The 25,232-nt window shown below is 69.5% G+C and carries 23 protein-coding genes and 1 tRNA gene; 13 read left to right on the top strand and 11 right to left on the bottom strand.

The annotated features are described in order from the left end of the window. The first annotated feature begins 124 nt into the window (after positions 1-124). On the top strand, positions 125-1,873 hold the full coding sequence (locus AB0L64_RS02095) for a GAF domain-containing protein (protein WP_363706781.1): 1,749 nt from the start codon (positions 125-127) through the stop codon (positions 1,871-1,873). A 65-nt stretch (positions 1,874-1,938) separates the two neighbouring features. Here AB0L64_RS02095 and AB0L64_RS02090 read toward each other — a convergent pair. Further along, positions 1,939-2,022, bottom strand: a tRNA-Leu gene (locus AB0L64_RS02090). 170 nt (positions 2,023-2,192) lie between these two features. Here AB0L64_RS02090 and AB0L64_RS02085 point away from each other — a divergent pair. From AB0L64_RS02085 to pknB, 6 genes are all read left to right on the top strand, one after another. Beyond that, entirely contained in the window at positions 2,193-3,035 is an 843-nt protein-coding gene (locus AB0L64_RS02085) for a DUF3662 and FHA domain-containing protein (RefSeq protein ID WP_359934806.1), read from the top strand. A 10-nt stretch (positions 3,036-3,045) separates the two neighbouring features. Beyond that, positions 3,046-3,528, top strand: a complete 483-nt coding sequence (locus AB0L64_RS02080) for an FHA domain-containing protein (protein WP_359934808.1) — start codon at positions 3,046-3,048, stop codon at positions 3,526-3,528. 10 nt (positions 3,529-3,538) lie between these two features. Then, the gene (locus AB0L64_RS02075) at positions 3,539-4,954 is read left to right on the top strand and encodes a protein phosphatase 2C domain-containing protein (protein ID WP_363706778.1); all 1,416 of its coding nucleotides are present in this window, start codon (positions 3,539-3,541) and stop codon (positions 4,952-4,954) included. Between the two features lie 76 nt (positions 4,955-5,030). Further along, on the top strand, positions 5,031-6,428 hold the full coding sequence (locus AB0L64_RS02070; protein WP_363706776.1) for an FtsW/RodA/SpoVE family cell cycle protein: 1,398 nt from the start codon (positions 5,031-5,033) through the stop codon (positions 6,426-6,428). Continuing rightward, positions 6,425-7,879, top strand: a complete 1,455-nt coding sequence (locus tag AB0L64_RS02065) for a penicillin-binding transpeptidase domain-containing protein (protein ID WP_363706774.1) — start codon at positions 6,425-6,427, stop codon at positions 7,877-7,879. The genes AB0L64_RS02070 and AB0L64_RS02065 overlap by 4 nt, the downstream gene beginning before the upstream one ends. Before the next feature lie 126 nt (positions 7,880-8,005). Continuing rightward, positions 8,006-9,850 (top strand): Stk1 family PASTA domain-containing Ser/Thr kinase, encoded by a 1,845-nt coding sequence (gene pknB / locus AB0L64_RS02060; RefSeq protein ID WP_363706772.1) that lies wholly within the window; start codon positions 8,006-8,008, stop codon positions 9,848-9,850. Between the two features lie 60 nt (positions 9,851-9,910). Here pknB and AB0L64_RS02055 read toward each other — a convergent pair whose 3' ends face one another. Then, positions 9,911-10,528: an aminodeoxychorismate/anthranilate synthase component II gene (locus AB0L64_RS02055; RefSeq protein WP_359934818.1), complete on the bottom strand. Its 618-nt coding sequence runs from the start codon at positions 10,526-10,528 to the stop codon at positions 9,911-9,913. Between the two features lie 17 nt (positions 10,529-10,545). Then, entirely contained in the window at positions 10,546-11,316 is a 771-nt protein-coding gene (locus AB0L64_RS02050) for a DUF881 domain-containing protein (protein WP_359934820.1), read from the bottom strand. Positions 11,317-11,415: 99 nt separating this feature from the next. Between AB0L64_RS02050 and AB0L64_RS02045 the strand changes: the two genes are divergently transcribed. The 5 genes from AB0L64_RS02045 (at position 11,416) to AB0L64_RS02025 (ending at position 15,165) form a co-directional block, all read left to right on the top strand. Further along, positions 11,416-11,676 (top strand): cell division protein CrgA, encoded by a 261-nt coding sequence (locus AB0L64_RS02045; protein WP_355475546.1) that lies wholly within the window; start codon positions 11,416-11,418, stop codon positions 11,674-11,676. A gap of 377 nt (positions 11,677-12,053) precedes the next feature. Continuing rightward, positions 12,054-12,665 (top strand): hypothetical protein, encoded by a 612-nt coding sequence (locus tag AB0L64_RS02040; protein ID WP_363706769.1) that lies wholly within the window; start codon positions 12,054-12,056, stop codon positions 12,663-12,665. A 115-nt stretch (positions 12,666-12,780) separates the two neighbouring features. Next, entirely contained in the window at positions 12,781-13,305 is a 525-nt protein-coding gene (locus AB0L64_RS02035; RefSeq protein WP_363706767.1) for an EXLDI protein, read from the top strand. A 133-nt stretch (positions 13,306-13,438) separates the two neighbouring features. Beyond that, positions 13,439-14,383: an ATP-binding cassette domain-containing protein gene (locus tag AB0L64_RS02030; RefSeq protein WP_363706765.1), complete on the top strand. Its 945-nt coding sequence runs from the start codon at positions 13,439-13,441 to the stop codon at positions 14,381-14,383. After that, entirely contained in the window at positions 14,380-15,165 is a 786-nt protein-coding gene (locus tag AB0L64_RS02025) for an ABC transporter permease (protein WP_363706763.1), read from the top strand. Before AB0L64_RS02030 ends, AB0L64_RS02025 begins: the two co-directional genes overlap by 4 nt. On the opposite strand, the gene AB0L64_RS02020 is transcribed toward AB0L64_RS02025, so the two are convergent. The 3 genes from AB0L64_RS02020 to sigJ form a co-directional block, all read right to left on the bottom strand. After that, on the bottom strand, positions 15,162-15,836 hold the full coding sequence (locus AB0L64_RS02020) for a pyridoxamine 5'-phosphate oxidase family protein (protein ID WP_355693602.1): 675 nt from the start codon (positions 15,834-15,836) through the stop codon (positions 15,162-15,164). The two genes, AB0L64_RS02025 and AB0L64_RS02020, sit on opposite strands and share 4 nt — an antisense overlap. Positions 15,837-15,889: 53 nt before the next feature. Further along, positions 15,890-17,065 carry an FAD-dependent oxidoreductase gene (locus AB0L64_RS02015; protein ID WP_363706761.1) on the bottom strand — a complete coding sequence of 392 codons (1,176 nt, stop codon included), beginning with the start codon at positions 17,063-17,065 and terminating at the stop codon, positions 15,890-15,892. Positions 17,066-17,147: 82 nt separating this feature from the next. Beyond that, positions 17,148-18,092: an RNA polymerase sigma factor SigJ gene (sigJ, locus tag AB0L64_RS02010; RefSeq protein WP_363706759.1), complete on the bottom strand. Its 945-nt coding sequence runs from the start codon at positions 18,090-18,092 to the stop codon at positions 17,148-17,150. Between the two features lie 18 nt (positions 18,093-18,110). On the opposite strand from sigJ, the gene AB0L64_RS02005 reads away from it, so the two are divergent. After that, complete coding sequence (locus tag AB0L64_RS02005) at positions 18,111-19,478, top strand: PLP-dependent aminotransferase family protein (RefSeq protein WP_363706757.1); 1,368 nt, start codon at positions 18,111-18,113, stop codon at positions 19,476-19,478. Here the strand turns inward: AB0L64_RS02005 and AB0L64_RS02000 are convergent. The 5 genes from AB0L64_RS02000 to AB0L64_RS01980 are packed head-to-tail and all read right to left on the bottom strand — an operon-like array spanning position 19,465 to position 25,177. Continuing rightward, a complete protein-coding gene (locus AB0L64_RS02000) occupies positions 19,465-20,352 on the bottom strand; it encodes a hypothetical protein (RefSeq protein ID WP_363706755.1) in 888 nt (295 codons plus the stop codon). The genes AB0L64_RS02005 and AB0L64_RS02000 overlap by 14 nt on opposite strands. 1 nt (position 20,353) lies before the next feature. Then, positions 20,354-21,217, bottom strand: a complete 864-nt coding sequence (locus AB0L64_RS01995; protein WP_363706753.1) for a hypothetical protein — start codon at positions 21,215-21,217, stop codon at positions 20,354-20,356. A gap of 1 nt (position 21,218) precedes the next feature. Further along, the gene (locus tag AB0L64_RS01990; RefSeq protein ID WP_363706751.1) at positions 21,219-22,112 is read right to left on the bottom strand and encodes a hypothetical protein; all 894 of its coding nucleotides are present in this window, start codon (positions 22,110-22,112) and stop codon (positions 21,219-21,221) included. Positions 22,113-22,168: 56 nt separating this feature from the next. Beyond that, entirely contained in the window at positions 22,169-23,050 is an 882-nt protein-coding gene (locus AB0L64_RS01985; protein WP_363706749.1) for a glycoside hydrolase family 43 protein, read from the bottom strand. After that, a complete protein-coding gene (locus AB0L64_RS01980) occupies positions 23,051-25,177 on the bottom strand; it encodes a family 43 glycosylhydrolase (protein ID WP_363706747.1) in 2,127 nt (708 codons plus the stop codon). Between the last annotated feature and the right edge of the window lie 55 nt (positions 25,178-25,232).

Below are 25,232 nucleotides of genomic sequence, written 5' to 3'. Positions count from 1 at the left end.
CCGTCGGATATCTGCTCCCTGGCAGACCCGGGCCGCAGAAGACTATGGTGAAGGTGCTGAAGGGTGCCCTGGACCCCGGTACCGAGTCCGGTCCGGGGAGGCGCGTGCTCACGTGGCGACGCCGATGAAGAAGCCGGCTGTCCTGTGGGACGCCGGCGCTCTCGAAGCCGACGCTCTGTCGCGCGTCCGGCTGGACTCGCTGCTGCAGGAGCTGATCGGCCGCGTCGACGAGATCCTTGACGCCCAGGAGCGCCTGCGTGAGCTGCTGGACGCCGTGGTCGGCCTCGGCGCCGACCTGGATCTCACCAGCACGCTCAAGCGCATCGTCGGAGCCGCGTGCACGCTGGCCAAGGCCAGGTACGGCGCGCTCGGTGTGATCGGCCCGGACGGCCGGACCCTGTCCCGGTTGGTCACCTTCGGCGTCGACACGGACGAGATCGCCGCGATCGGGCCGTACCCGCAAGGGCACGGGATCCTCGGCCTGCTCATCGAGCGCCCGGAGCCGGTGCGGCTCAAGAACCTGACCCAGCACCCGCGCTCGTCCGGCCTCCCGGCCGGTCACCCCCCGATGCGCAGTTTCCTCGGCGTCCCGATCCGCAGCCGCGGCCGCACCTACGGACAGCTCTACCTGACCGAGAAGACCGACGGCTCGGACTTCTCGGAGAACGACGAAAGCACCGTCCTCGCGCTGGCCACGGCGGCCGGCGCGGTGATCGACAACGCGCGCCTCTACACCGATGCCGACCGCCGTCAACGCTGGCACGAGGCCACCGCGCAGATCATCCAGGTGCTGCTCGACGACGCCGATCCCGAGGACACCCTGCGGCTGATCGTGCGGAAGGCCCGGGAGGTTTCGTGCTCGCTGGTCGGAGCGATCCTGGTGACCGAGGACGACGACCTGATCGTCAGGGCGCTCGACGGCCCGTCGTCCTTCGGTCACTACGTGGGCCGGCGGCTCCCGGGCACCGCCTCGGCGATCGCGGGCATGATGAACGGCAAGGACCGCACCGTGATCGACGACCTGGCGCAGGTGATCGCGGACCGTGGCCGGTTGCCGCTGCTGCCCGAGGTCAAGGAACTCGGGCGCACGATCATCGCGCCGCTCCCGGCGGGCAGCGACCACGCCGGCGGCTTCCTGGTGGTCGCGGCCGCCCAGGGCATCGTGCTCGGCGTCACTCCGGGCACCGACCTGCTGACGATGTTCGCGAACCAGACCACCCTGGCGCTCGACCGCGCGGTGGCCCAGGCGGACCGCTCGATGCTCACCGTGCTGGCGGATCGCGACCGGCTGGCCAAGGACCTGCACGCCTCGGTCATCGACCGGCTCTTCGGCATCGGGCTCCAACTCCAGGGCCTGCAGCGGCTGCTCCCGCCTGCGGAGGCCGAACAGGTCGCGCGCTCGGTCGACGACATCGACCTGACGATCCGCGAGGTGCGGGACACGATCTTCGAACAACGCCACGCGACCGGCCGCGGCTCACTGCGGTCCGCGGTCGAGGCGCTCGTCGACGAGTACACGGCCGCGCTCGGGTTCCGGCCTGTCTGTGCCGTCCGGGGGACGCTCGACGTCGGTGTCCGGCCCGAGACCGGCCGGCACCTGCTGGCGGTCCTCAGGGAAGCGCTGTCCAACGTCGTTCGTCATGCCCGCGCCGCGACCGTACGGATCGACATCGAGGTCACCGCCACGCACGTGACCATGCGGGTCGCCGACGACGGCGTCGGTATCGGCAGCGGCATCCGGCGCAGCGGACTGCGCAACCTCCAGGATCGGGCCGCTGCCCTGGGCGGCTCGCTCGAGCTCAGCCCCAATGGGGTACGCGGCACGGCCCTCGAACTCCGCGCTCCGCTCATCCGCCGGACGGCCGGAGAGTGACATCGCTCTCGCCGGAGCGCCCGGCAACGAAAAAGTCCCGGTCGACTCGACCGGGACTTTCGTTGTGCGCGAGGGGGGAGTTGAACCCCCACGCCCTTTCGGGCACACGGACCTGAACCGTGCGCGTCTGCCTATTCCGCCACCCGCGCGCTGCCGCCTGAGATGATCTCCTGGCGACGAGGAGAAACAGTAGCACGGGTTCTGCTCGAGCTTCACATTGCGGGTTGGGTCGAACCTCCCGATACGATCGATCGTCGTACCCGGTGTGTCCGCCGTGCCGGTGGACGACGTCCGACGTACCGACCATGGAGGAGGAGGCGTGCGACCGCTGCAGCGCTTCGAGCGACGACTGGAAGGCATTGTGAGCGGTGTCTTCGCGCGCGCTTTCAAGGGTGACGTCGAGCCGATCGAGCTGGCGGCCGCCCTCAAGCGTGAGATCGACAACACCGCGCGGATCCTGTCCCGGGACCGTCGGCTGGTGCCGAACCACTTCACCATCGAGCTGGGCCCGGACGACTTCGAGCGGCTGAACGCGTACGGCCGGACCCTCAACCACGAGCTCGCCAACGAGCTGCGGGACCACGCCGACATCCAGCGCTACACGTTCTCCGGGCCCATCGACATCGAGCTGGTCCAGCAGGATGAGCTGCCGACCGGTAAGTTCCGGGTGGTCAGCGCCACGGTCGGGACGCCCCAGCGGCGCCCGTCCTACGAGCCCCAGCCCTATCAGCAGGAGCCCTACGTGCCGCCGAACGAGCCGGTCGTGCAGACCCCGCCGCCGCCGCAGCAGTACCAGCAGCCCCCGCAGCAACCAGCCCCGCGCCGCGGTGGGCACCCGCAGGTCATGCTCGAGGTGAACGGCCGCCGCCGCCCGGTCAACCCGCCCGGCGTGGTGCTCGGCCGCGGCACCGACGCGGACATCCAGATCAACGACCCGGGCGTCTCCCGCCGGCACGCCGAGATCCGCCTGATGCCGGAAGGCCCGGGCGGTATCCGCGTCGTGCTGGTCGACCTCGGATCCACCAACGGCACCCTGGTGAACGGCCGCCGGAGCACCGAGGCCGAGCTCGTCGACGGTTCGACGGTCCGGATCGGCAACACGACCATGACGCTGCGTCTCGCGGACGAGCCGATGGCCCAGCCGCCGAGCAGCGGGTGGTGACTGACCTTCCATGTCGGAACTGACCCTGACCCTGATCAAACTGGGGTTCCTGGCCCTGTTGTGGATGTTCGTCCTCGCGGTGCTGTCCGTGATCAGGTCCGACCTGTTCGGCGCGAAGGTGGACAGCCGCGCCGCCGCTGCCGTCGTACCGCAGACCTCCCGGACGCCGAAACCCGCGAAACCGGCCAAGAAGCGCAAGGGTCTGCCCGGCTCGCTGTCCATCGCGGACGGCCCGCAGGCCGGGGTCGGCGCGTCGCTCGCCGACGAGCCGGTGATCATCGGCCGGGGTTCGGACTGTCAGATCCGCCTGGACGACGACTACTCTTCCACCCGGCACGCCCGGGTCTTCCAGTCCGACGGCCAGTGGTGGGTCGAGGACCTCGGCTCCACCAACGGCACGTACCTGGACGGCCAGCGAGTCACCCGCCCGGTCCCGGCCGAGATCGGCGGTTCGATCCGGATCGGCCGGACGACGTTGAACATCGCGAAGTAGGCCTGCCTCGATGACCCTGTCGCTCGACTACGCAACCCTCTCCGACGTCGGACGGGTGCGCCGCAACAACGAGGACTCGGCGTACGCCGGTCCGCACCTGCTGCTGCTCGCCGACGGGATGGGCGGTGCGGCGGCCGGTGAGGTGGCCAGCGCGGCGGCGGTCCAGGTGATCCGGCGGCTGGACACCGCGGAGATCAGCGGCGAGGACATGATCGAGGCGCTGGCGGGCGCCGTGCACCGGGCCAACGAGCGGCTGTCCGAGCTGGTCGAGGAGGACCCGGAGCGCGAGGGCATGGGCTCTACCGTGACCGCGCTGATGTTCGACGGCAAGCAACTCGGCCTGGCGCACCTGGGCGACTCCCGGGCGTACCGCTTGCGGGACGGTCAGCTCTACCAACTCAGCCACGACCACACGTTCGTGCAGTCGCTGGTCGACGAGGGCCGGATCTCCCAGGAGGAGGCCTTCACCCACCCGCACCGGAACCTGATCCTGCGCGTCCTCGACGGCCGCCCGGACTCCGACCCGGACCTGGAGATCCTCGACGTCCGGGCCGGCGACCGGCTGATGCTGTGCAGCGACGGCCTGCCCGACTACGTGAGCGACGAGGCGATCGCCGCCTCGATGGCCTCCGGTACGCCGGACTCGGTCGTCGTCGAGCTGATCACGCACGCGCTCGAGGCCGGCTCGAACGACAACGTCACCTGCGTCGTCGCGGACGTCGTCGAGACCGAGCCCGCGAGCGGTGCCCGGCCGCAGCTGGTCGGCGCGGCCGCCGAGCTGGCGCAGGGCAGCACGGGTCGCGGTGAGCCGACGACCGCGGTCCGCGCCGGCGGCGGTCACGGCCACGGCGGCGGCCACGGCGGTCACGGCACGGCGCTCGACCCGGAGGAGCTGCGGTACGCACCCCGGCCCCCGAAGCGGTTTCCGTGGCTGCGGCGGATCGCCGTGCTGGTCGTGATCCTCGGCCTGATCGGCGGCGGCGCCTGGTTCGCGTACGGCTGGACCCAGAAGCAGTACTACGTCGGCACCGACGGCGACTACGTGGCGATCTTCAAGGGCGTCGAGGCGGACCTGCCCGGCCTGTCGCTGTCGAAGGTGTACGAGCGGCAGACGCTGCAGGTCGACAAGCTCCCGACGTACAGCCGGGAGCAGGTGGAGGGCAACATCCAGGCGGACAACCTGGCCGGTGCGCGGTCGATCGTCGCCGAGCTGCAGCACACCGCGGCGGAGTGCGCCGCCAAGGTCAAGCCGACGCCGACCCCCAAGCCCTCGACCACGCCGGCGAAGCCCCCGGTCTCCACGCCGGTCTCGAAACCGCCCGTCTCGAAGCCGCCGGTCTCCTCGCCGCCCGCGTCGACGGCCCCGACCGGTACGGCGTCCCCGAGCACGCCGGTCGACCCCGACGACTGCGACGGAGTCCGATGACCGAGCGGAGCGACGGCATCAAGACAACACAGCGTACTCGTGCCTCATCGGCGCCCGGAGCGAAGCGAGGACGCCGATGAGTATCGCGTCCACCTCAGTCATCCAGATCATCCCGCGGACCAGACGTGGGGTGGAGTTGCTGCTGCTCGTGATCGCGATCGCGGTCTCGGTCGGCGCATACGTGAACATCGGCGTCACCGTGCAGAACGCCGTCCCGGCGAGCACCGGGTACTACGCCGCCGGGATCGGGCTGCTCGCCCTGATCGCGCACCTCGCCCTGCGGTACCGGGCGCCGTACGCCGATCCGGTGCTGCTGCCCTGCGCCGTGCTGCTGAACGGCCTCGGCGTCGCGATGATCCACCGTATCGACCTCGGCCTGGCCATCGTCGCCGAGGCCCGCGGGAACACGCCGAAGGCGGCCGCGGCGCCGCAGCAGATCACCTGGACCGCGGTCGGCATCGTGCTGTTCCTGGTCGTCATCCTCGTGATCAGGGATCACCGCCGGCTGCAGGCGCTGACCTACACCGCCGGCCTGGCCGGTCTGGTGCTCCTGGTGCTGCCGCTGATCCCGGGCCTCGGCGTGAACCTGAACGGCGCCCGGATCTGGATCCGGCTGGCCGGCATGTCCTTCCAGCCCGGTGAGTTCGCGAAGATCTGTCTGGTCGTGTTCTTCGCCGGCTACCTGGTGGTGAAACGCGACGTCCTCACGCTGGCGGGGCACCGGTTCCTCGGGCTCGACCTGCCGCGGGCCCGCGACCTGGGGCCGATCGGCATCGCCTGGGCGGTCAGCCTGGGCGTGCTGGTGTTCGAGAGCGACCTCGGTTCGTCGCTGCTGTTCTTCGGCCTGTTCCTGTTCCTGCTGTACGTGTCCACCGAGCGGGCCGGCTGGCTGATCATCGGTGGCCTGCTGTTCGCCGGCGGCGCCTTCTTCGCCTACACGACCTTCGGTCACGTGCACCGCCGGGTCACCGACTGGCTCGACCCGTGGGCGATCGACGGCGGTCAGGTGAAACTCGGGCTGATGGGCCAGGCCTGGGGCGGCATCCTCGGCCGCGGCCTCGGGCAGGGCCACCCGGAGGCCACGCTGTACTCACAGAGCGACATGATCATCTCCTCGTTCGCCGAGGAGCTCGGGCTGACCGGCCTGATCGCGATCCTGCTCGTCTACACGCTGATCATCGAGCGCGGCCTGCGTACGGCCCTCGGCTGCCGGGACATCTTCGGCAAGCTGATCGCGACCGGTCTGGCGATGTCGTTCGCGCTGCAGGTGTTCGTGATCGTCGGCGGCGTCACCGGGCTGATCCCGCTGACCGGTCTGGCGACCCCGTTCATGGCCCTCGGCGGTACGTCGCTGGTCGCCAACTGGGCGATCATCGCGCTGCTGCTGCGGATCAGCGACCAGGCCCGGCGCCCGCAGACCCCGGCCGCTCCCGTGTCCGACGAAACGATCGCAATGGCGGTGCAGAAGCAGTGAACTCGGCGATCCGACGACTGGCCGTGGCGGCGATGATCCTGATGCTCGCGCTGATGGCGAACTCGACGTACCTGCAGGCGTTCCGGGCGAACGAGATCAACGGCCGCAACGACAACAACCGAGTCCGGGACTCGCAGTTCTCGGTGAACCGCGGCCCGATCCTGATCGGCAGTACGCCGGTCGCGCAGAGCAAGCCGTCCGACGACCGGTTCAAGTACCAGCGCACGTACGCCAGCGGCCCGGTCTACGCGCCGGTGACCGGGTTCTACTCGTACCTGTTCGGCCGCGGCGGCATCGAGCTGACGATGAACGCCGAGCTGAACGGGTCGGACCCGTCGATGGCGTTCCGCCGGATCATCGACGTGATCAGCAACCGGCCGCAGCAGGGCGGCAGCGTGACCTTGACCCTGAACGCCGCGGCCCAGCAGGCGGCGTACAGCGGTCTGGCCGGGAAGACCGGCGCGGTGGTGGCGATCGAGCCGAAGACCGGGCGGATCCTGGCGATGGCGAGCCGCCCGTCGTACGACCCGAACCTGCTCGCGTCGCACGACAGCGAGAAGGTCGGCGCGGCCTGGAAGAACCTGAACGCCGACAAGGACAAGCCGCTGTCGAACCGCGCGGTGCAGGAGCTGTATCCGCCGGGGTCGACGTTCAAGCTGGTCACCGCGGCGGCCGCGCTGTCCAGCGGCAAGTACACGCCGGAGAGCAAGGTGAACTCGCCGGCCGAGCTGCCGCTGCCGCAGACCACGGTCCCGCTGGTCAACGAAGACGGCAAGAACTGTGGCGGCAGCAACAGCGCGACCCTCACGGTCGCCCTGCGCTATTCCTGCAACACCGCGTTCGGCACCGTCGGTATGGATCTCGGCCCGGACGCGCTGCGCGAGCAGGCCGCGAAGTTCGGCTTCGGCGCCCGGCCGCTGACCGAGCTGCCGAGCGTGGCCACCAGCCAGTTCCCCGGCGACCCGAACGAGCCGCAGACCGCGCAGTCCGCGATCGGCCAGTTCGACGTCCGGGCCACCCCGCTGCAGATGGCGATGGTGGCGGCCGGGATCGCGAACAAGGGCGAGGTGATGAAGCCGTACCTGGTCCAGAACGTGAAGACCCCGGACCTGAAGACGGTGTCCGAGACCAAGCCGGAGTCGCTGCACCAGGCGGTCACCCCGCAGGTCGCGTCCCAACTGACCGCGATGATGGTCGACGTCGTCGCCAACGGCACCGGCAAGCCGGGCGCGATCAGCGGCGTGCAGGTGGCCGGCAAGACCGGTACGGCGCAGACCTCGAAGGACCGCCCGCCGTTCGCGTGGTTCACCGCCTTCGCGCCCGCCGACGACCCGAAGATCGCGGTCGCGGTGCTGATCGAGAAGGCCGACGTCGCGCGCGACGATGTGGCCGGCGGCCGGCTGGCCGCGCCGATCGCCAAGAAGGTGATGGAGGCGGTGCTGAGCCAATGAGCACCATACGGAATGATGCGATCACAGCGCGTCTTTCCAACGGGGATCCGCGTGTGGCGGCCGCTACCGTGGGCAAGTTGAGTGTGGTTTTCGTGTCTAACGCAGACAGGTTGGAAGGCTGAGGTCATGACATCGCAGGCACGTCTCGTCGGCGGCCGGTACGAAGAAGGCGAACCGCTCGGCCGCGGCGGCATGGCCGAGGTCCGCAAGGGTGTCGACAACCGGCTCGGCCGGAGCGTCGCGATCAAGCGGCTGCGGATCGACCTGGCCAGCGACGCCACCTTCCAGGCCAGGTTCCGCCGCGAGGCGCAGTCGGCCGCATCGCTCAACCACCCGACGATCGTCTCGGTCTACGACACCGGCGAGGAGCCGGACCCGAACGGCTCCGGCGTCACCATCCCGTACATCGTGATGGAACTCGTCACCGGCAAGACCCTGCGGGACCTGATCCGCGAAGGCCGCAAGATCATGCCGGAGCGGGCGCTGGAGATCACCTCCGGTGTGCTCGAGGCACTCGACTACAGCCACCGGGCCGGCATCGTGCACCGCGACATCAAGCCCGGGAACGTGATGCTGACCCCGCAGGGCCAGGTCAAGGTGATGGACTTCGGTATCGCCCGCGCGGTCGCCGACACGTCCTCCACGATGACCCAGACCGCGGCCGTGATCGGCACCGCGCAGTACCTGTCTCCGGAGCAGGCCCGCGGCGAGACCGTGGACGCCCGCTCCGACCTGTACTCCACCGGCTGCCTGCTGTACGAACTGCTCACCGGCCGGCCGCCGTTCGTCGGCGAGTCGCCGGTCTCGGTGGCCTACCAGCACGTCCGCGAGCAGCCGCTGCCGCCGTCGTCGTTCGACCCCGACATCCCGCCGGAGGTCGACGCGGTCGTCCTGAAGGCGCTCGCGAAGAACCGCGAGGAGCGGTACCAGAGCGCCTCGGAGATGCGCGCCGACATCCACCGGGTGCTGGCCGGCCAGCAGGTCACCGCGCCGATGGCCGCGATCGCGGAGACCCGCTCGATGGCCCCCACCGCGCTGGCGCCGACGGCCGCGACCCAGCAGTACCGGCAGACCGCCGCGAACGACCTGCTGCCCCCGGGCGGCGACGACCTGGACGAGGAGCAGGACTCGCGCTCCCGCCGCAACCGCGGCCTGGCGTACTTCCTGCTCGGTCTCGCGATCGTCGCGGTCGCCGTCGGTGCCTACGCCCTGTTCTCGAACATGAACAAGAACGACACCGCCGGCGGCGGTACGACGGCCACGCCGCCGGCCAAGGTCGCCGTGCCGGACGTCAGCGGCAAGTCCGTCGCCGACGCGACGGCGCTGCTGTCCGAGAAGGGCCTCAAGTTCGCGCAGGGGCCGTCGGAGGCCAGCGACACGGTCGGCCGCGGTTCCGCCATCCGGCAGACCCCGCAGGCAGGCACCGAGGCCGAGCAGGGCTCGACCGTCACCGTCGTGTTCTCGTCCGGCCGGAGCGCGTTCCCGGTGCCGAACGTGATCGGCATGTCGGAGTCGAAGGCGCGGCAGGCGCTCAAGGAGTCCAGCGGCAAGTTCAAGGTCAACGACGACGTCAAGGAAGCCGACAGCGACCAGAAGAAGGGCGTCGTCATCGCGATCAACCCGGACCCGAACGGCTCGTACGCGTCGGGGACCGAGTTCACGCTGACCGTGTCCAGCGGTGTCGAGAACATCGACGTGCCGAATGTCATCACGCAGACCCAGGACGACGCGACGAAGACGCTGAAGGATCTCGGTTTCCGGGTCGGGTACGCCTCGGCCGACAACCCGAACGCGCCGGACCAGACGGTTCTCCAGCAGAGCGTGAAGGGCGGCACCAAGGCGGCCAAGGGTTCGCTGATCACGCTGACGATCAACAACCACCAGGAGCAGCCGACCCCGCCGCCGTCCTCGACGACGCCGACGGACACCCCGACGGATCCGAACACGCCGCCGATCACGATCGGCGGCTGACCCGGCACAACGACAGAACCCCCGGAGCGGTCGCTCCGGGGGTTCTTCGGTTGCAGTGGTTCAGCTGACGACCGGGGCCAGACCCGCGGAGCGGGCGACCGCGCCCTCGTCGCCGCAGATCTCGAGCCAGTTGGCGAGCATCCGGTGGCCCCCCTCGGTCAGCACGGACTCCGGGTGGAACTGCACACCCTCCACGGGGTAGTCGCGGTGCCGGGCCGCCATGATCACACCGGCCTCGGTCCGCGCGGTCACCTGAAGCTCGTTCGGCACGCTGTCCTGCGCGATCGCCAGCGAGTGGTACCGGGTCGCGGTGAACGGCGACGGGAGACCCGACAGCACGCCGGCGCCCTCGTGGAACACCTGGCTGGTCTTCCCGTGCAGCAGCTCGTCCGCGCGGCCGACGACGCCGCCGTACGCCACACCGATCGCCTGCAGGCCGAGGCACACGCCGAAGATCGGGACCTCGCTGCCCTTCTCCTTCACGATGTCGACGCAGGCGCCGGCCTCTTCCGGCGTACCAGGCCCGGGGGAGAGCAGCACACCGTCGTACTCGCCGACCTGGTCAGGGGTGACTTCGTCGTTGCGCAGCACCGTGGTGTCGGCCTGCAACTGCTGCAGGTACTGCACCAGGTTGTAAACGAAGGAGTCGTAGTTGTCGACGACAAGGATCCGCGGCATGCGAACCATTGTGACAGCTATCGGCCCGAGGCCGTGGGACTGGCCGACGGGGTGCGGTCGAAGCCTGGAACCGTGGCGCTCTGCAGGTCCAGCGTGCCCTCGTAGGCCGGCATCGAGATCGACGACTCGTTCTTCACGTCGTACCCGAGCTGGAACTTCACCACGTAGTCCTGCAGGTTCTCGATGTACTGCGAGTCGTCGAGCGCCTTCTGCAGCTTCCGCCGGTCCCCGATCGCGGTGATCTTGTACGGCGGGAGGTACGGGACGCCGTGCAGGACGACCGAGTTGCCGACGCACTTGATCCCGGTCGTCGAGATGACCCGGTGGTTCTGGATCGAGATCGCGTCCGCACCGCCGGCCCAGAGCGCGTTCACCACCGCCTGGATGTCCTGCTGGTGGATCACCAGCCAGTCGGCGTCGACGTCCGGGTTCTCCTTGACCACCTCGGACGGCGCGTCCTTCAGCGTCACGGTCAACCCCGGGCCGGTGACCGGCGTCGTGCCGACGGCGTCGGACAGGTCCTTGAGCTGCTTGGCCAGCGCCGGGTCGATCGAGCCCTGCTGCGCCTGCAGCTTCTCGATGTCCTGGGTCAGCGCCGCGTGCTGGCGGACCAGGCTGGCGCTGCGGCGGCTCTGTTCCTCCACAAGGCCCGCGAGCGTAGTGTTACGGCTGGGTCGCAGGTCGGTGCCCCGGGCGTTGGTGGCGCTGGTCGCGAACAGCAGACCGGCGCACAACAGCGCCAGTGGCGCGCCCGCGCGCCACAATGAAATCCGCCTCAACCTACGCACCCGTGATCTCCACATTGCTCTCTGCACTACGCTAACCCGGAACCGGACCCCAGAAGGTCCGCAGCGGTCAGCTTATGCGTCCTTACAAGGAGTTCAGTCGTGCCCGAGTCGAGCAGTCGCAACAAGAAGAAGACCGAGAAGGTCAAGGCGGAGAAGACGCCGAAGAAGCCGCGCACCACCAGCCGCGTGTGGGTCGCGCCGCTGATGCTGGCCTGCTGGCTGCTCGGACTCGCCTGGCTGGTCGTCTTCTATGTGGCCGGCCAGGACATCCCGGTGATGGACGACCTGGGCAACTGGAACCTGCTGATCGGCATGGGCCTGATCGCGGTCGGCTTCGTCGTGTCCACCCAGTGGGTCTGACCGACCCCTGACCGATCTCTGCAACGGACCTCAGCCGGCGACCGGGCGCACCCGGCCGAGGTCCGGACCGAGTCAAATAAGCCAAGGCTTGCCTTAGACTGCCTGGGATCTCCGGAGTTATCCACACCCGTATCCCCAGGTGTGCACACCGATTCGGGCGAGTTGTCCCCAGCTCATTCCTTACTTCTCCACCGATTCCACCGACAACCGGCCCGAATCTGTGGATAAGTCAGGTTTAGCGGCCCCGGTTTCCACACCGTTCAGATGGCCGGCCCCGGTTGTCCACCGTCGCGATCCCGCCGACGCTCGCCGCTCACGCCAGGCGGGCGTACCGTCGAAATGCCAAGTTGCGGCCTGAGAGACGGGGAGGGTCTCACATGTTCGTTCAGGTCATTCAGGGGCAGGTCACCGACGCCGACCAAGCGCACCAAGCGATGGATCGGTGGATGGAAGAACTGGCGCCCGAGGCATCCGGCTGGCTGGGGACCACGGCCGGTGTCACCGCGGACGGCAAGTTCATCGCGCTGGCTCGTTTCGACTCCGCCGACGCCGCGCGGCGGAACAGCGACAGCCCGGCGCAGGACAAGTGGTGGCACGAGTTCACGTCGCTGCTCAGCGACGGCAACGCCACCTTCCACGACACGGAGGACGTCGTACTGGACGTGCACGGGAATCCGGACTCGGCCGGCTTCGTGCAGGTGATGCAGGGCGCCGGCAACAACCCGGAGCGCGCACGGGAAGTGATGGGGCAGCACCGCGACGAATGGGCCGCGTTCCGGCCCGAGATCCTCGGCAGCGAGGTCGCCATGTACGACGACGGCGACTACACGATGGCGATGTACTTCACCACCGAGGCCGAGGCTCGCGCCGGTGAGCGCAAGGAGGTACCGCCGGAGCTGCAGGCGGACATGGACGAGATGAACAGTCTCGCCGCCGGCCCGCCGACGTTCTACGACATCGAGCACCCCTGGCTGTACTCGCCCAGGTAACCAGCCACGACCCTTTGGAGGCGGCCGGTCGCGGCCGCCTCCACTTCTACGTAGAGCTATACGTAGACATCTGCGTACCCATGTGCGTATAGTTCTACGTAGGAGGAGACAAGCGATGCCGAACAAGACGATCTACGTGTCCGACGACGACCTGCCGCTGTACAAGCGGGCCCAGGAGCTCGCCGGCAACCTGTCCTCGGCGATCTCGATCGCACTGCGCAGGTACGTCGAGATGGAAGAGGGCCGGCTCGAGGGGTACGACGAGATCACCGTGCGGGTGGGCCGGGGCACCGGCCGCAAGCAACGGTTCTCCGGCGTGCTGCTCGCCGAAGGCGGCCGGTCGAGCAAGGACGGCTACGAGGCCTTCAAGGTCTATCGCAGCCGGACCGGCAAGTTCGTCCTGCACGCGGACCGCCGCAGCCAGTTCAAGCAGAACGCCGACGACGAGCGCTACCTGACCGGGTGGCGCTCCTGGGTCGGCAACTGGAGCACCGACCAGTCCTGGAGCATGGCGCAGGGTGAGGCCACCCTGCACGTCGTGGGCACGGTCGAGGAGCTCCGTGCCCTGATCCCGGAGGACCTCTACACCCTCGTCGAGGAGGCCGCCGAGCAGCCGGCGGTCGAGGATCTCGACATCTAACTGAACCCCGCACCAGAACCGGAGCCCCGTCGCGGGCGCCCGGGTGATCAGGCACGCCCGAATCCTCCCTCAGCAGACCCGTCAACCGTCCCGGGTCAGGTTCCCCCTGCCCGAAAACCACCGAGGATCCCTCATGTCAGCAGCGATCGACGTCCGCGGACTGCGCAAGTCCTACGGCGAGAAACTCGTGCTCGACGGCATCGACCTGAACGTTGCCGAAGGCACCATCTTTTCCCTGCTCGGCCCGAACGGCGCCGGCAAGACCACCGCGGTCCAGATCCTGTCCACGCTGAGCACGGCCGACGCCGGCGAGATCCGGGTGGCCGGCCACGACTTGCACCAGGAGCCGGACGCGGTCCGCGCGGCGATCGGCGTGACCGGCCAGTTCTCCGCGGTCGACGGCCTGATGACCGGCCGCGAGAACCTGATCCTGATGGGCGACCTGCACCACCTCGGCAAGCAGAAGGCCCGCAGCCGGGCGGACGAACTGCTCGAACGGTTCGACCTCGCCGACGCCGGCAAGAAGCTCGCGTCGACCTACTCGGGCGGTATGAAGCGCCGGCTCGACCTGGCCATGACGCTGGTCGGCCGGCCGCGGATCATCTTCCTCGACGAGCCGACCACGGGTCTCGACCCTCGCAGCCGGCACCGCATGTGGACGCTGATCCGCGAGCTCGTCGCCGGCGGCGTCACGGTCCTGCTCACCACGCAGTACCTCGAGGAGGCCGACCAACTGGCCGACCGGATCGCGGTCCTCGACCACGGACGACTGGTCGCCGAAGGTACGCCGGACGAGCTGAAGCGGCTCGCGCCGGGCGGACACATCCGGCTGCGGTTCACGTCGCCCGAGGAGTTCATGCTCGCGGGCCGGGCGCTGCCGACCGCCGTACCGAACCACGAAGCACTGGTCCTGCAGGTGCCGAACGACGGCAGCGTGCACGCGTTGCGCGACCTGCTGGCCCGGATCGACGACTCGTCGCTCGAGGTCGACGAACTGACTGTCCACACCCCCGACCTGGACGACGTGTTCTTCGCCGTCACCGGTCAGCCCGCTCCGAAGGAAGTGACGGCGAAATGAGTTACGCACTGAACGACACCGCAACGATGCTGCGCCGCAACCTCCGGCACGCCCAGCGCTACCCCGGCCTGTCGCTCGGCGCCCTGGGGATGCCGGTGATCATGATCCTGCTGTTCGGCCTGGTGTTCGGCGACACGTTCGCGGCCGGCCTCGGCGGGGCCGGCGGCGACTTCGACTACATCGACTTCCTCACGCCCGGCATCCTGCTGATGTCGATCGCGTCCGGGACCATGTCGCCCGCGGTCGCGGTCTGCATGGACATGTCCGAGGGCATCGTGGCCCGGTTCCGGACGATGGCGATCTTCCGGCCGGCCGTGCTGACCGGGCACGTGCTCGCCAACGTGCTGGTGACGATCGTCAGCCTGGCCCTGGTGATCGGTTTCGCCGTCCTGATCGGGTTCCGGCCGAACGCCTCGCTCGCCGACTGGTTGCTGGCGGCCTTGCTGCTGATCGGCCTGACCGTCGGCCTGACCTGGTTCGCGATCGCGCTGGGCCTGACCAGCAAGACGCCGGAGGGCGCGAGCAACGTCGTGCTGCCGATCAGCCTGCTGCTGCCCTTCCTGAGCAACACGTTCATCCCGCTGGAGGCGATGCCGAGCGGTATCCGCTGGTTCGCCGAATACCAGCCCTTCACGCCGATCATCGACACGTTGCGGCACCTGCTGCTCGGGACGCCGATGGACAGCAGCAGCGGCTGGCTCTCCGCGGCCTGGTGCCTGGCGATCGCGTTGGTCGGGTACTTCTGGGCCCAGTCGAGCTACAACAAGGGGACCGTGGCCTAGGACTGTGCGCCCAGCAGCTTCGCGCGGGTGCGGACGTGGGCGGGGACCGGAAGGTCGCAGTCGGGGTTGGTGTCCGGATCGCCGGCCACGACCCGGAGCGGGAGCACACCTGTCCAGTACGGCAGGTCGAGGTCCCGCTCCTCGTCGTTGGCGGGCCCCGAGCGAGTCTTCACCGAGGCCTCGGTGAGCGACAGCGCGAGCACGGAGGTCTGGGCCAGTTCCTTGCGGTTCGGCGGCCGGACCTCGAGCGAACGCCCGGGGACGAGGTGCTCGACGATCCGGTTGAGCCCGTGCAGCTTCTCCTCCGGATCGGTGACGAGACGCGGGATACCGAAGATGACGGCGGACCGGTAGTTCACCGAGTGGTGGAACGCGGACCTCGCCAGCACCAGGCCGTCGGTGTGCGTCACCGTCGCACAGACGGTCTGCAGCGGGGCCGCGACCACGCTCCTGGCCGCGACCGAGCCGTGCAGGTACATCTCGCCGTCCGGCCCGCGGTCCAGGTCCACGCCGTACGCCGTTGGCAGCACCAGCGGATCACAGTCGACGATGACGCCGAGGTGGCAGAACATGCCGTCGAGCAGTACGTCGTGCAGCGCCTGGCGATCGGTGGCGGCGCGTTCTTTCGAGCGGCGCAGGGAGGTCCGGGCGGTTGGCTGCAATGCGGTCATAAGACCAGAGTCGGTGTGCAGTGGCATGGTGGCACGGGCCATTCCGCGACGAATCACCTAGTCCATTCGCGCATCGGGACCGGCTGCTCGACGACGTGGCGCCGCCGGACCGGCAGGCCGGTCATCGGGTTCTCCACACCCCACGCGGCGCCCTTGCAGATGAACTCCTTGTAGACGGCGGCCACGCGGCCGCTCAGCGTCGCGTTGATCGCGCGGTCATCGCTGGTCACGTACTGGATCAGGCCGTTCTTGCGCCCCAGCGAGATGCACTGGTTGAAGTAGGCCAGCGGAGCGTGCGGCAGCTTGCCCGCTGTCAACCGGGCCGCGATCGAGTCGGCGGCCTGCCACGCCATCGGCTGACCCGACGCGCACGACATCCGCAGCGGCTTGTTCTTCGAGCCCATCGCGTACGCCGCGTCGCCGATCGCGTAGACGTCCGGGTGCGAAACCGACCGCATGGTCTCGTCGACCACGATCCGCCCGGTGTCGCTGACCTCCAGCGTGGTCTCCCGCACGATCGGGTGGACGGCGAACCCGGCCGTCCAGACCGTGACCACCGCCGGGATCGACGTGCCGTCACCGGTCGTGACGTGATCCGCGTCGACGCCTGCGACCGCGGTGTTCTCGTGCACGGTGATGCCGAGCTTGTCGGCGACCTTCCGCAGGTGCCGGCGACCCTTGGGCGACAGCCAGTCTCCGAGCTCGCCGCGGACCACCAGCGAGACGTCGAGGTCCGGCCGCGACTCGGCCAGTTCGGTCACGAACTCCACGCCGGTGAGGCCGCCGCCGACAACGGTCACGGTCTGGCCGGCGGTCAGCGACGCCAGGCGCTCGCGCAGCTCGAGCGCGCCGGGACGGCTGGCGATCTGGTACGCGTGCTCGGCGGCACCCGGGACGCCCTGCGAATTCCAGCCGCTCCCGAGCGCGTAGACGAGCGTGTCGTACTCCAGTTCGCCGGAGTCGAGGGTGACGGTCTTGCGCTCGACGTCCACCCCGGTGACCTTCGCGATCCTCAGGTCGACGCCGGTGCCGGCGTACACCTGCTCCAGCGGGCGCGGCTTCAGGTCCCGGCCGGTGGCCAGCTCGTGCATGCGGACCCGCTCCACGAAGTCGGTCTCGCCGTTGACGAGGGTGATGCTCACTTCGCCGCGGTACAGCCGCGCGGCGAGGCGGCCGGCTGCGACGGCTCCGGAGTACCCGGCGCCGAGGACGACGATGCGGTGCTTCATATCCAAACTCCTGTCTGATGTGGTGTCAGCCCTTGAACCGGGCAGCGCGCGGTTTCATGACAGGTACGGACTGTGAAGCACGTCACAGGATGGTGGTCAGCGGCTCCCCGTGCTCGGAGGCGGCGAACAGCTCGGTCGCGCGCGCCAGCTTGTCCGGGTTCGCCTGGGTGCGGACCGCGGTGACACCGTCGGCGGTGACCTCGAGGCACATCACGCCGATGACCAGGCCGTTCACGACCACCACCAGAGCGGGTTCGCTGTTGACCGCCCAGGCGTACACCTCCGCCGCACCGCCGACGTACAGCCGCTTCGCGTCGGTCGGCTTGAACATGCCGCGCAGGAAGCGCGCGACCGCGAGCCCGCCCTCGACCGCGGTGGTCCGGGCCGCGACCTTCCCGCCGCCGTCGCCGACCGAGATCGCGTCGGCGGTCAGCAGCCGCACGATCGAATCGGTCCGGCCGCTGGTGGCGGCGGCGAGGAACTCGTCCACGATCCGCCGCGCCACGGCCTCGTCGACGTGGGTCCGGGCGCGCCCGTCCGCGAGGTGCTGCTTGGCCCGGCGGAAGAGCTGCTGACTGGACGACTCGCTGATCTCGAGGATCTCGGCGATCTCCCGATGCGCGTAGTCGAACGCCTCCCGCAGGACGTAGACGGCCCGCTCGTTCGGGGACAGCCGCTCCATCAGCGTCAGTACGGCGTACGACACCGACTCGCGCTGCTCCGCGGTGTCCGCGGGACCGAGCATCGGGTCGCCGTCGAGCAGCGGTTCCGGCAGCCACTGACCGACGTACGTCTCGCGCCGCGCGCGGGCGGAGGTGAGCTGGTTGAGGCAGAGGTTCGTGAGCACCTTCGTGAGCCAGGCCTCGGGGACCTCGATCCGGGTGAGGTCCGCGGCCTGCCAGCGCAGGAACGTCTCCTGGACGGCGTCCTCCGCCTCACTGGCCGAGCCGAGCATCCGGTACGCGATCGCCTCGAGCCGACCCCTGAACCGCTCGAAACGAGACACGTCCTCCGCGGTCATGGCCATGCTGCGATCCTAGTTGGCGTGCAGAGTTCGCTGCCGCTGACGATCGACCGGGCGTCCGGGCTGCCGTTGCACCTGCAGCTCGCGGAGCAGTTCCGGGCGGCGGTGCTGGACGGCCGGCTGCAGGCGGGCCACCGGCTGCCGTCGACTCGTGACCTGGCGCGGGAGCTCGCCGTTTCGCGATCGGTGACGCAGGCGGCGTACGACCAACTGCACGCGGAGGGCTGGATCGAGGGCCGCACCGGCGCCGGTACGTACGTCACCGACGTCGTCCCGCTGCAACCCGCCGTCCGACGTCACGTCGAGCACCGGCCCGACGCCGACACGGAGCTGCTGACGCTGCGCCCCGGCATCCCGTACATCGCCCCGGCCCCGGACCCGGGCTGGCGGCGCGCGTGGCGTGAGGTGTCCACCCAGTCGCCGCCGCGTGGGTACGACGACGCGGCCGGGCTGCCCGCGCTCCGCGCCGCACTCGCGGACCACGTCGGCCGCGTTCGCGGGATCGCCTGCGGCCCCGAGAACGTCCTGGTCACCAACGGCACCGTCCACGGCCTCCGGCTGCTGCTCACGGTCACGCGGGCGGCCGGCGACCGGATCGCGATCGAGGACCCCGGGTACCTGAACGCGGTCGTCGCCGCCCGCGACCACCAGCTCGACATCGTCGACGTCGGGGTGGACCAGGACGGCCTGCTGGTCGGGGAGCTGACCGACGACCTCGCCGCCGTCTACGTCACGCCCTCCCACCAGTACCCGCTCGGCGGGCGGCTGCCGGTTGCCCGCCGCAACGAGCTGGTCCGGTGGGCGCGCCGGACGGGCAGCCTGCTGATCGAGGACGACTACGACAGCGAGTTCCGGTACGACGTCGCGCCGCTGCCCGCGCTCGCCCAGCTCGACCTCGAGCGGGTCGTCCACCTCGGGACATTGTCGAAGACGCTCAGCCCCGCGCTCCGCCTCGGCTGGCTGGTGGCGTCCGAGGCGATGGTGGAGCGGCTCGCCACGTTCCGGGCCGATTCCGGCGACTGGCCCGGCTGGCCGATGCAGGCGGCCCTGCTTGCCATGCTCCGCGACGGGTACCTCGACCAGGCCGTACGTCGGGGGCGCCGGCTGTACGCGGACCGGCGTACCCACACCTGCGCGGTGCTGTCGCCGTACGGCCGGATCGTCGGCCAGGACGCGGGCCTGCACATCACGCTGCTGCTGCCCGACGGCGAGGACGATCTGCGGATCGCCCGCGCGGCCCGCGCTGCGGGTGTCGTGGTCGCGCCGCTGTCCGAGTACCGCCGGAGCGTGGCAGGACCGTCAGGGCTGGTGATCGGGTACGCGACGCCGTCGACGTCCGATCTGCACAAGGCCCTGACGATCCTGACCGAGGTGCTCAGTCGCCGTTGAGCGGGTCGATCGACGCAATGCCACCCCACCGGAAGTGGACCGGATCGTTGCTGACCGTGGAAACGGCCAGATGGTTGATCACCGTCGCCGTCCCGTTCGCGCGACCGACCGCATAGGTGTGCGCGGTGCTGGTGTCCTTGTCGATGCCGACCAGGAGCGTCCCGTAGTTGCCGCACTTGCTCGCCAGCAACTTCTCGAACCCTTGCCAGGTCCGCGTCCGCACCGGCTTCACGATCGGCTTCATCGGCGAGGAGACCGGGATGCGGATCGTGTAGAGCGCACCGCCGCGGGTGTTCGCCAGGAACGTGTCGTACGTCGGGGCCTTGCTGATCAGCGCCATCGACTTCACGGCGGCGAACCCGGGGGCGGATCCGGTGGCCTTCCAGGTCCAGGCGACGACTCCCCAGCGGAACAGCGTGCCGTCGCTGCGCAGTCCGTACCCTGTGGTGCGGGTGGTGAACTCGGAGACCTCGACCGCGGTGAAGTTCGACCAGCCGCCGCCGACCCGCCGCATCTCGTTCGGCTGGTCGCTGCGGATCTCGTTCATGGTGTCGATGGAGTACTCGCGGTAGTACAACGAGTCGCCTGCCACCACCCAGCCGTGGTTGGTGGCGCCCCAGTTGTCGTGGGCGTCACTCGTGAACGACGTACTCAGCCGGACCCTGCCCGGATCGAAGACACCGAAGATCGGGCCGGGCAGCCCGACGGTGCGCGGCGGGTAGCCGACGGTGATGCCCCCGTTGTTCTGCGCACCGCTCGCGAGCACGGAGCCCGGCGCGAGGGAACAAGCTACCGAAGCCGCCTGGGCAGCCGGCGCGGTGACCACACCGGCGATCAGCGCCGCGGCGCCCACGAAGGAGAACAACCGCCTCATGTCAGTCGCCGTTCAGCGGCTCGTAGGGATTGGTGGCCCACCGGTAGTACGGCCGCGCCGGGAACGAGCCGCTCCGGCGGCCGAGGCCGAGGATGACTGTGGACGTTGCGTTGGTGTGGCCGACGGCGTACTGATAGGCGGTCCGGGTGTCGAAGTCGATGCCGACCAGGAACGTGCCGTACTGACCGCACTTGGTCGCGACGAGCTTCTCGAAGCCTTGCCACGTGCGGGTCCGGACCGGCCTGACGATCGGCCTCATCGGCGAACTGACCGGGATGCGGATGGTGTACAGCGCGCCGCCGCGGGTGTTGGCCAGGAACGTGTCGTACGTCGCGGTCTTGCTGATCAACGCCATCGACTTCACCGACGCGAACCCCGGCGCCGAACCGGTGGCCTTGAACCTCCACGGGACGTTGATGTCGAAGCTCCAGCGCCTCAGAGTCCCGTCGCCGGACAGTCCGTACGCCGTGTTCCGCGCGGTCGCGCCCTTCGCCGCGAACTGCGAGACCTCCAGCGCCTTGTACGCCGACCAGCCGGAACCGACGGGCTGCGAGCCGCGCGGCAGGCCGGGGTCGACCTCGGCTTCGTTGGTGAGCGAGTAGTACCAGTAGTACGCCTTGTCGCCGGACACCACCCAGCCGGACAGGTCGAGACCGTACCCGTTCGGCACCTGAGTCGAGGTCGAAGCCAGGCGCACCGGACCGAGCCCGGTAGTCGGATCACCCTCCGGCCCGAACGAGCTCAGGGCGACATCACAGGTACCGGTCGCTCGCTCCGTAGCCGCCGACGACGCGTGCGCCGACTCCGCGGTGGTGGTTCCGGCGAACATCAGCGCGGCCACCGGCAGTGCTGCCCAGCGTTTCATGTCAGTCTCCGTTCAGCGGGTCGAGGTAGAAGACCACGCCCCAGCGGTAATAGGGGGCGTTCGGGAAGGTCCCAGCAACCTTGCCGAGGGCGTTGATCACCGTCGCCGCACCGTTCGCGTGGCCGACGGCGTACAGGTAGCCGCTCTTGGTGTCCTTGTCGATGCCGAGTAGCAACGTGCCGTAGTTGCCGCACTTGTTCGCGACCAGCGCCTCGAAGCCCTGCCAGGTACCCGCGCGGACCTTGGTGACGATCGGCTTCATCGGCGACGTGATCGGGATCCGGATCGTGTAGAGGGCGCCGGCGCGGGTGTTCGCCAGGAAGGTGTCGTACGTCGCCGTCTTGCTGATCAGCGCCATCGACTTCACCGACGAGAACCCGGGCACCGACTGGGCCCTGCCCCACCCGCCGTTCCAGCGGAACAGCGTGCCGTCGCTGCGCAGCGCGTACGCCATCCAGTGCCCGATCTTGGTCTTGCTGTCCTCGAAGTGAGCGACCTCGAGCGCGGTGAAGTTCGACCAGCCGCCGCCGATCCGCTTGGTCACGTCGATGCCGGCGTTGAAGTTGTAGGACCGGTAGTAGAGCGCATCGCCCTGCACGACGTAGCCGGTCCGGTCGATCCCGGCGACGTTGGGCTCGGCCTCGAAGGTCGAGCTGAGCCGAACCTGGCCAGGCGGGAAGGCGGGCTCGTCGACCGGGTTGGGACCCTTCATCGCCGGCGGATTGCCGGCGGTCACGGAGGCCCCGGTCTGGGCGCCGGCCGGGTCGACCGAGCCGAGCCCCACCCAGCAGGTTTCGGTCGCGGCCCGCGGCGCGGCGTGGGCTGTCGGCACGAAGGTCGCCGCGGTCAGCGCGACCGTCCCGGCCAGGCAGGCGAAGGTGCTGCGTCGTTTCATGATCTCTCCCGGATCTTCGGCCTTCACAGACCTTGATGCGGGAGGGACCGGACAAGTTATGGATTCCAGGAGCGCGGTTGTTCGACGAGCGGGCGATCGCCGTCCCAGGTCAGGCGGGACAACCACATGGTGCGGCCCTTCGGGTCGGTGCCTACCTGGGTCGGGTCCCAGGCGTGGTAGACGAACCAGTCGCCGAGGACCGTGTTGTGGCCGGGGCCGGCGGCGTCGGGGGAGGTGGACAGGATGGGGGCGCCGGACTTCACGCACGGACCGGTCGGGGACTCGCACAGTGCGTGGCCGACGGCGTACGACGCCTTGTCGAACGCGTTGCCGGAGTAGAACAGGTGGAACTTGCCTTCGCGTTCGACCATGTACGGCGCCTCGACCAAGTTGCCCTCCCACGGCAGGTCCTGCTTGATCAGCCGATGTACCGGGCCGGTCAGCGTGAGGCCGTCGGCGGACAACCCGGACACGTAGATCCAGGTGTCGGCACCGATCGCGTTGCCGTCGTTCTTCCAGTACAGCCAGCGCCGGCCGGTCGAGTCCTGGAACGGCGACGCGTCGATCGAGCCGCCCTCGGCTTCCTGGCTGATGAGCGGCTTCATCGATTTGTCGACATATGGACCTGTGGGGGTGGACGCCACCGCGACGCCGACCGCCTGCCGGCCGGCGGCGACGTCGCGGGACGTGTAGTACATGACGTACCGGTCGGGCGCGTGCACGGCGACCTCCGGCGCCCACACCCGTCCGGGCGCCGTCCAATCCGGCAAGGACGGCAGCGCGTCACCGACGGTCTCCCACGACACCAGGTCACGGGAGGTCAGCGTCTGCACGTTGCCCAGCGGCCCGTTGGTCGCGAAGGCGTAGTAGTCGTTGCCGACCGCAATGATCTGCGGATCGGCGAAGCTGCCGTCGTACACCGGGTTGGAGAATCCCATTTATCTGCTCTCGTAGAACTTCAGGTAGTCGAACGTGGCGACCGGCGGCGGGTTCGCGCCGGTGAACTCGCCGTGGGCGTAGAGGCCGACCTTCGCCGCCGACGGCAGCACCCAGGACGCGCCCCAGGTCCAGTTCTTCCCGTCCACCGACGTACCGGCGCGGTACACGTGCTCGCCGGCGGCGTTGCGGTGGTACGCGAGCCGCATCCACAACGTCGGCGCCGAGCGCCCGATCGCGGCCGCGCCGTACGACGTGGCGCCGTCCGACGGCCGGGCCACGAGTTCACGCCCGTACTCGGTCTGCCGGGTCTTCCAGATCGCCACGTTGCCGAGGCGGGCGAAGTCGCTGTCGTTCAGGTACGCGATCATCCCGGCCTGCTGGTAGTTGCGGACGTCGCCCGCGCCGGTGTCGAGGTGCAGCTTGGTCTCCGCGATCCAGCTGTCGCCGGCCGGGACCGTGTGGAACAGCAGCCCGGCGTTGTTCGACGAGCCGGTCATGTCGGCGTTCTCCAGCGGCCACGACAGCTTGCCGTCGGCAACGGTCGCCTTGGCGTCCGGCCGTACCCACGACCAGTCGGCACCGAGCGGCGCGTTGAAGTCGTCCGCACTCAGAAGGTCCCCGGTCCGCGGTACGTCGGCCATCCGCGTCACCGGCTTCGCCACCGGCCGCACGGTCAGGTTGTCGACCTCCGCCGACCCCAACCACCGTACCGGCGCGGAACCCAGCCGCAGACCCGGCACGGTCAACTGCGCCGCTCCGTAAACATCTCCCAGCCCGGCGTCATTGAGTCGTGCCGTCACGGCCGATCCGGATACCTGGACGGACAGCTTGTTCCACTGGGTGCGATCGAAGTCCGTCGGCAGGTTCACGGACGTCGTCCGCCGGCCAGCCGTCACTGTCAGACGGTTGTTCGCGACAGTCGCCACCACCTGATTGCCAAGCACTGTGCTGAAGGACGTGCCCAGGCGAACGTCCGCCTCCACCCGGAGGTCGCCGGCCGGTGCCGACTGCCGGGTTTGGGCCGCGCCGTTGATGGACGCAGTCGGCCCGCCCAGTGCGTCGCCGGGTTGTTCGGTGGCGCCTTGGAGAGCAGCGGCGGGATCCGTCGAGTCGATGCCGAGCGACGAGCCGGTGGTCGGCGCAGGCACGGGTCCTTCGAAAGGGCCGAGGCCGGCGCGCGTGCGGGGCCATCCGTCGACCCAGTCGATCCTGTCGATCAACATCGGGCGGCGGTTGATCCCGAACGGATTCGTCAGCCACGGCGTCCCGCGGTCGATCGCGTGGTAGACGATGTGGTCCTGACCGGCGACGTCGGTGATGAACGCGTGGTGGCCCGGGCCGATCCACTTGTTGCCGTTCTGCGTGATGACCGTCGTCCCGCCGACGCGGGAGTCGGTGAGCGCGGCGCCGTCGGCGTCGAGGAACGGACCGCGCGGCGAGCGCGAGCGGCCGGCGAAGACGGAGTATCCGGTGGTCGGGCCGGCGCAGCAGTTCATCGACGAGCCCATGAAGTAGTACCAGCCGTCGCGGTAGACGACGTACGAGCCCTCGTAGCGGTCGCCGATCGTGACCTGGGTCGGTTCACCGACCGCGTGCATGCCGTCGGCGCTCAGCTCGGTGACGGAGATGCCGCCGTAGAAGCCGCCGTAGTACAGGTACCGCTTGCCGTCCGCGGCGGTCAGCATCGCCGGGTCGATGGTGCCGTAGAAGCCGCCGTTGCCGTCCGGCTTCGGCGTAACGACCGGGCCGTCGGTCGCGGTCCACGGCCCGTCCGGCGTCGGGGCGGTCGCGACGCCGATGGCCGGGTCGCCGCCGGCGTTGGCGTTCGTGTCGGTGACGGTGAAGTACATGACGTAGTGGCCGTCGAAGTACCGGATGTCGGGGGCCCAGAAGAACGATCCGGGCGCGGCCCAGGCCGGCTTGGTCTGGTCGTTGAAGACCGTGCCGAGATACTCCCAGGAGCTGAAGTCCTTGGTCCGGGCCATGTGCATCAGGCCGAACGCGCCGTTCGCGACCAACGGATCGGAGGTGGCGTACGCGTACCAGTAGCCGTCGCGGCCCTGGATGATCGACGGGTCGGCGAAGGTGTCGGCGAAACTGGAGCTGATCGCGTTGGTCGTGGTCACCCCAGACGTCACCAGAGGCGCGGCCGTCGCGGCCGAGGTACCGGCTGCGACGGCA

Origin of the sequence: Kribbella sp. NPDC051936 (assembly GCF_040680955.1) — a bacterium.
Taxonomy (GTDB): Bacteria; Actinomycetota; Actinomycetes; order Propionibacteriales; family Kribbellaceae; genus Kribbella.
The sequence above is the reverse complement of the archived record's forward strand: the minus strand, read 5'-3'. Positions and strand labels throughout refer to the sequence as shown.

Bases quoted from the DNA above. Each gene is read 5' to 3' on its own strand.
- AB0L64_RS02095 (WP_363706781.1), top strand. From the start codon at position 125: ATGAAGAAGCCGGCTGTCCTGTGGGACGCCGGCGCTCTCGAAGCCGAC.
- AB0L64_RS02080 (WP_359934808.1), top strand. From the start codon at position 3,046: ATGTCGGAACTGACCCTGACCCTGATCAAACTGGGGTTCCTGGCCCTG.
- AB0L64_RS02075 (WP_363706778.1), top strand. From the start codon at position 3,539: ATGACCCTGTCGCTCGACTACGCAACCCTCTCCGACGTCGGACGGGTG.
- AB0L64_RS02070 (WP_363706776.1), top strand. From the start codon at position 5,031: ATGAGTATCGCGTCCACCTCAGTCATCCAGATCATCCCGCGGACCAGA.
- pknB (WP_363706772.1), top strand. From the start codon at position 8,006: ATGACATCGCAGGCACGTCTCGTCGGCGGCCGGTACGAAGAAGGCGAA.
- AB0L64_RS02055 (WP_359934818.1), bottom strand. From the start codon at position 10,528: ATGCCGCGGATCCTTGTCGTCGACAACTACGACTCCTTCGTTTACAAC.
- AB0L64_RS02040 (WP_363706769.1), top strand. From the start codon at position 12,054: ATGTTCGTTCAGGTCATTCAGGGGCAGGTCACCGACGCCGACCAAGCG.
- AB0L64_RS02035 (WP_363706767.1), top strand. From the start codon at position 12,781: ATGCCGAACAAGACGATCTACGTGTCCGACGACGACCTGCCGCTGTAC.
- AB0L64_RS02030 (WP_363706765.1), top strand. From the start codon at position 13,439: ATGTCAGCAGCGATCGACGTCCGCGGACTGCGCAAGTCCTACGGCGAG.
- AB0L64_RS02025 (WP_363706763.1), top strand. From the start codon at position 14,380: ATGAGTTACGCACTGAACGACACCGCAACGATGCTGCGCCGCAACCTC.
- AB0L64_RS02020 (WP_355693602.1), bottom strand. From the start codon at position 15,836: ATGACCGCATTGCAGCCAACCGCCCGGACCTCCCTGCGCCGCTCGAAA.
- AB0L64_RS02015 (WP_363706761.1), bottom strand. From the start codon at position 17,065: ATGAAGCACCGCATCGTCGTCCTCGGCGCCGGGTACTCCGGAGCCGTC.
- sigJ (WP_363706759.1), bottom strand. From the start codon at position 18,092: ATGGCCATGACCGCGGAGGACGTGTCTCGTTTCGAGCGGTTCAGGGGT.
- AB0L64_RS02000 (WP_363706755.1), bottom strand. From the start codon at position 20,352: ATGAGGCGGTTGTTCTCCTTCGTGGGCGCCGCGGCGCTGATCGCCGGT.
- AB0L64_RS01995 (WP_363706753.1), bottom strand. From the start codon at position 21,217: ATGAAACGCTGGGCAGCACTGCCGGTGGCCGCGCTGATGTTCGCCGGA.
- AB0L64_RS01990 (WP_363706751.1), bottom strand. From the start codon at position 22,112: ATGAAACGACGCAGCACCTTCGCCTGCCTGGCCGGGACGGTCGCGCTG.
- AB0L64_RS01985 (WP_363706749.1), bottom strand. From the start codon at position 23,050: ATGGGATTCTCCAACCCGGTGTACGACGGCAGCTTCGCCGATCCGCAG.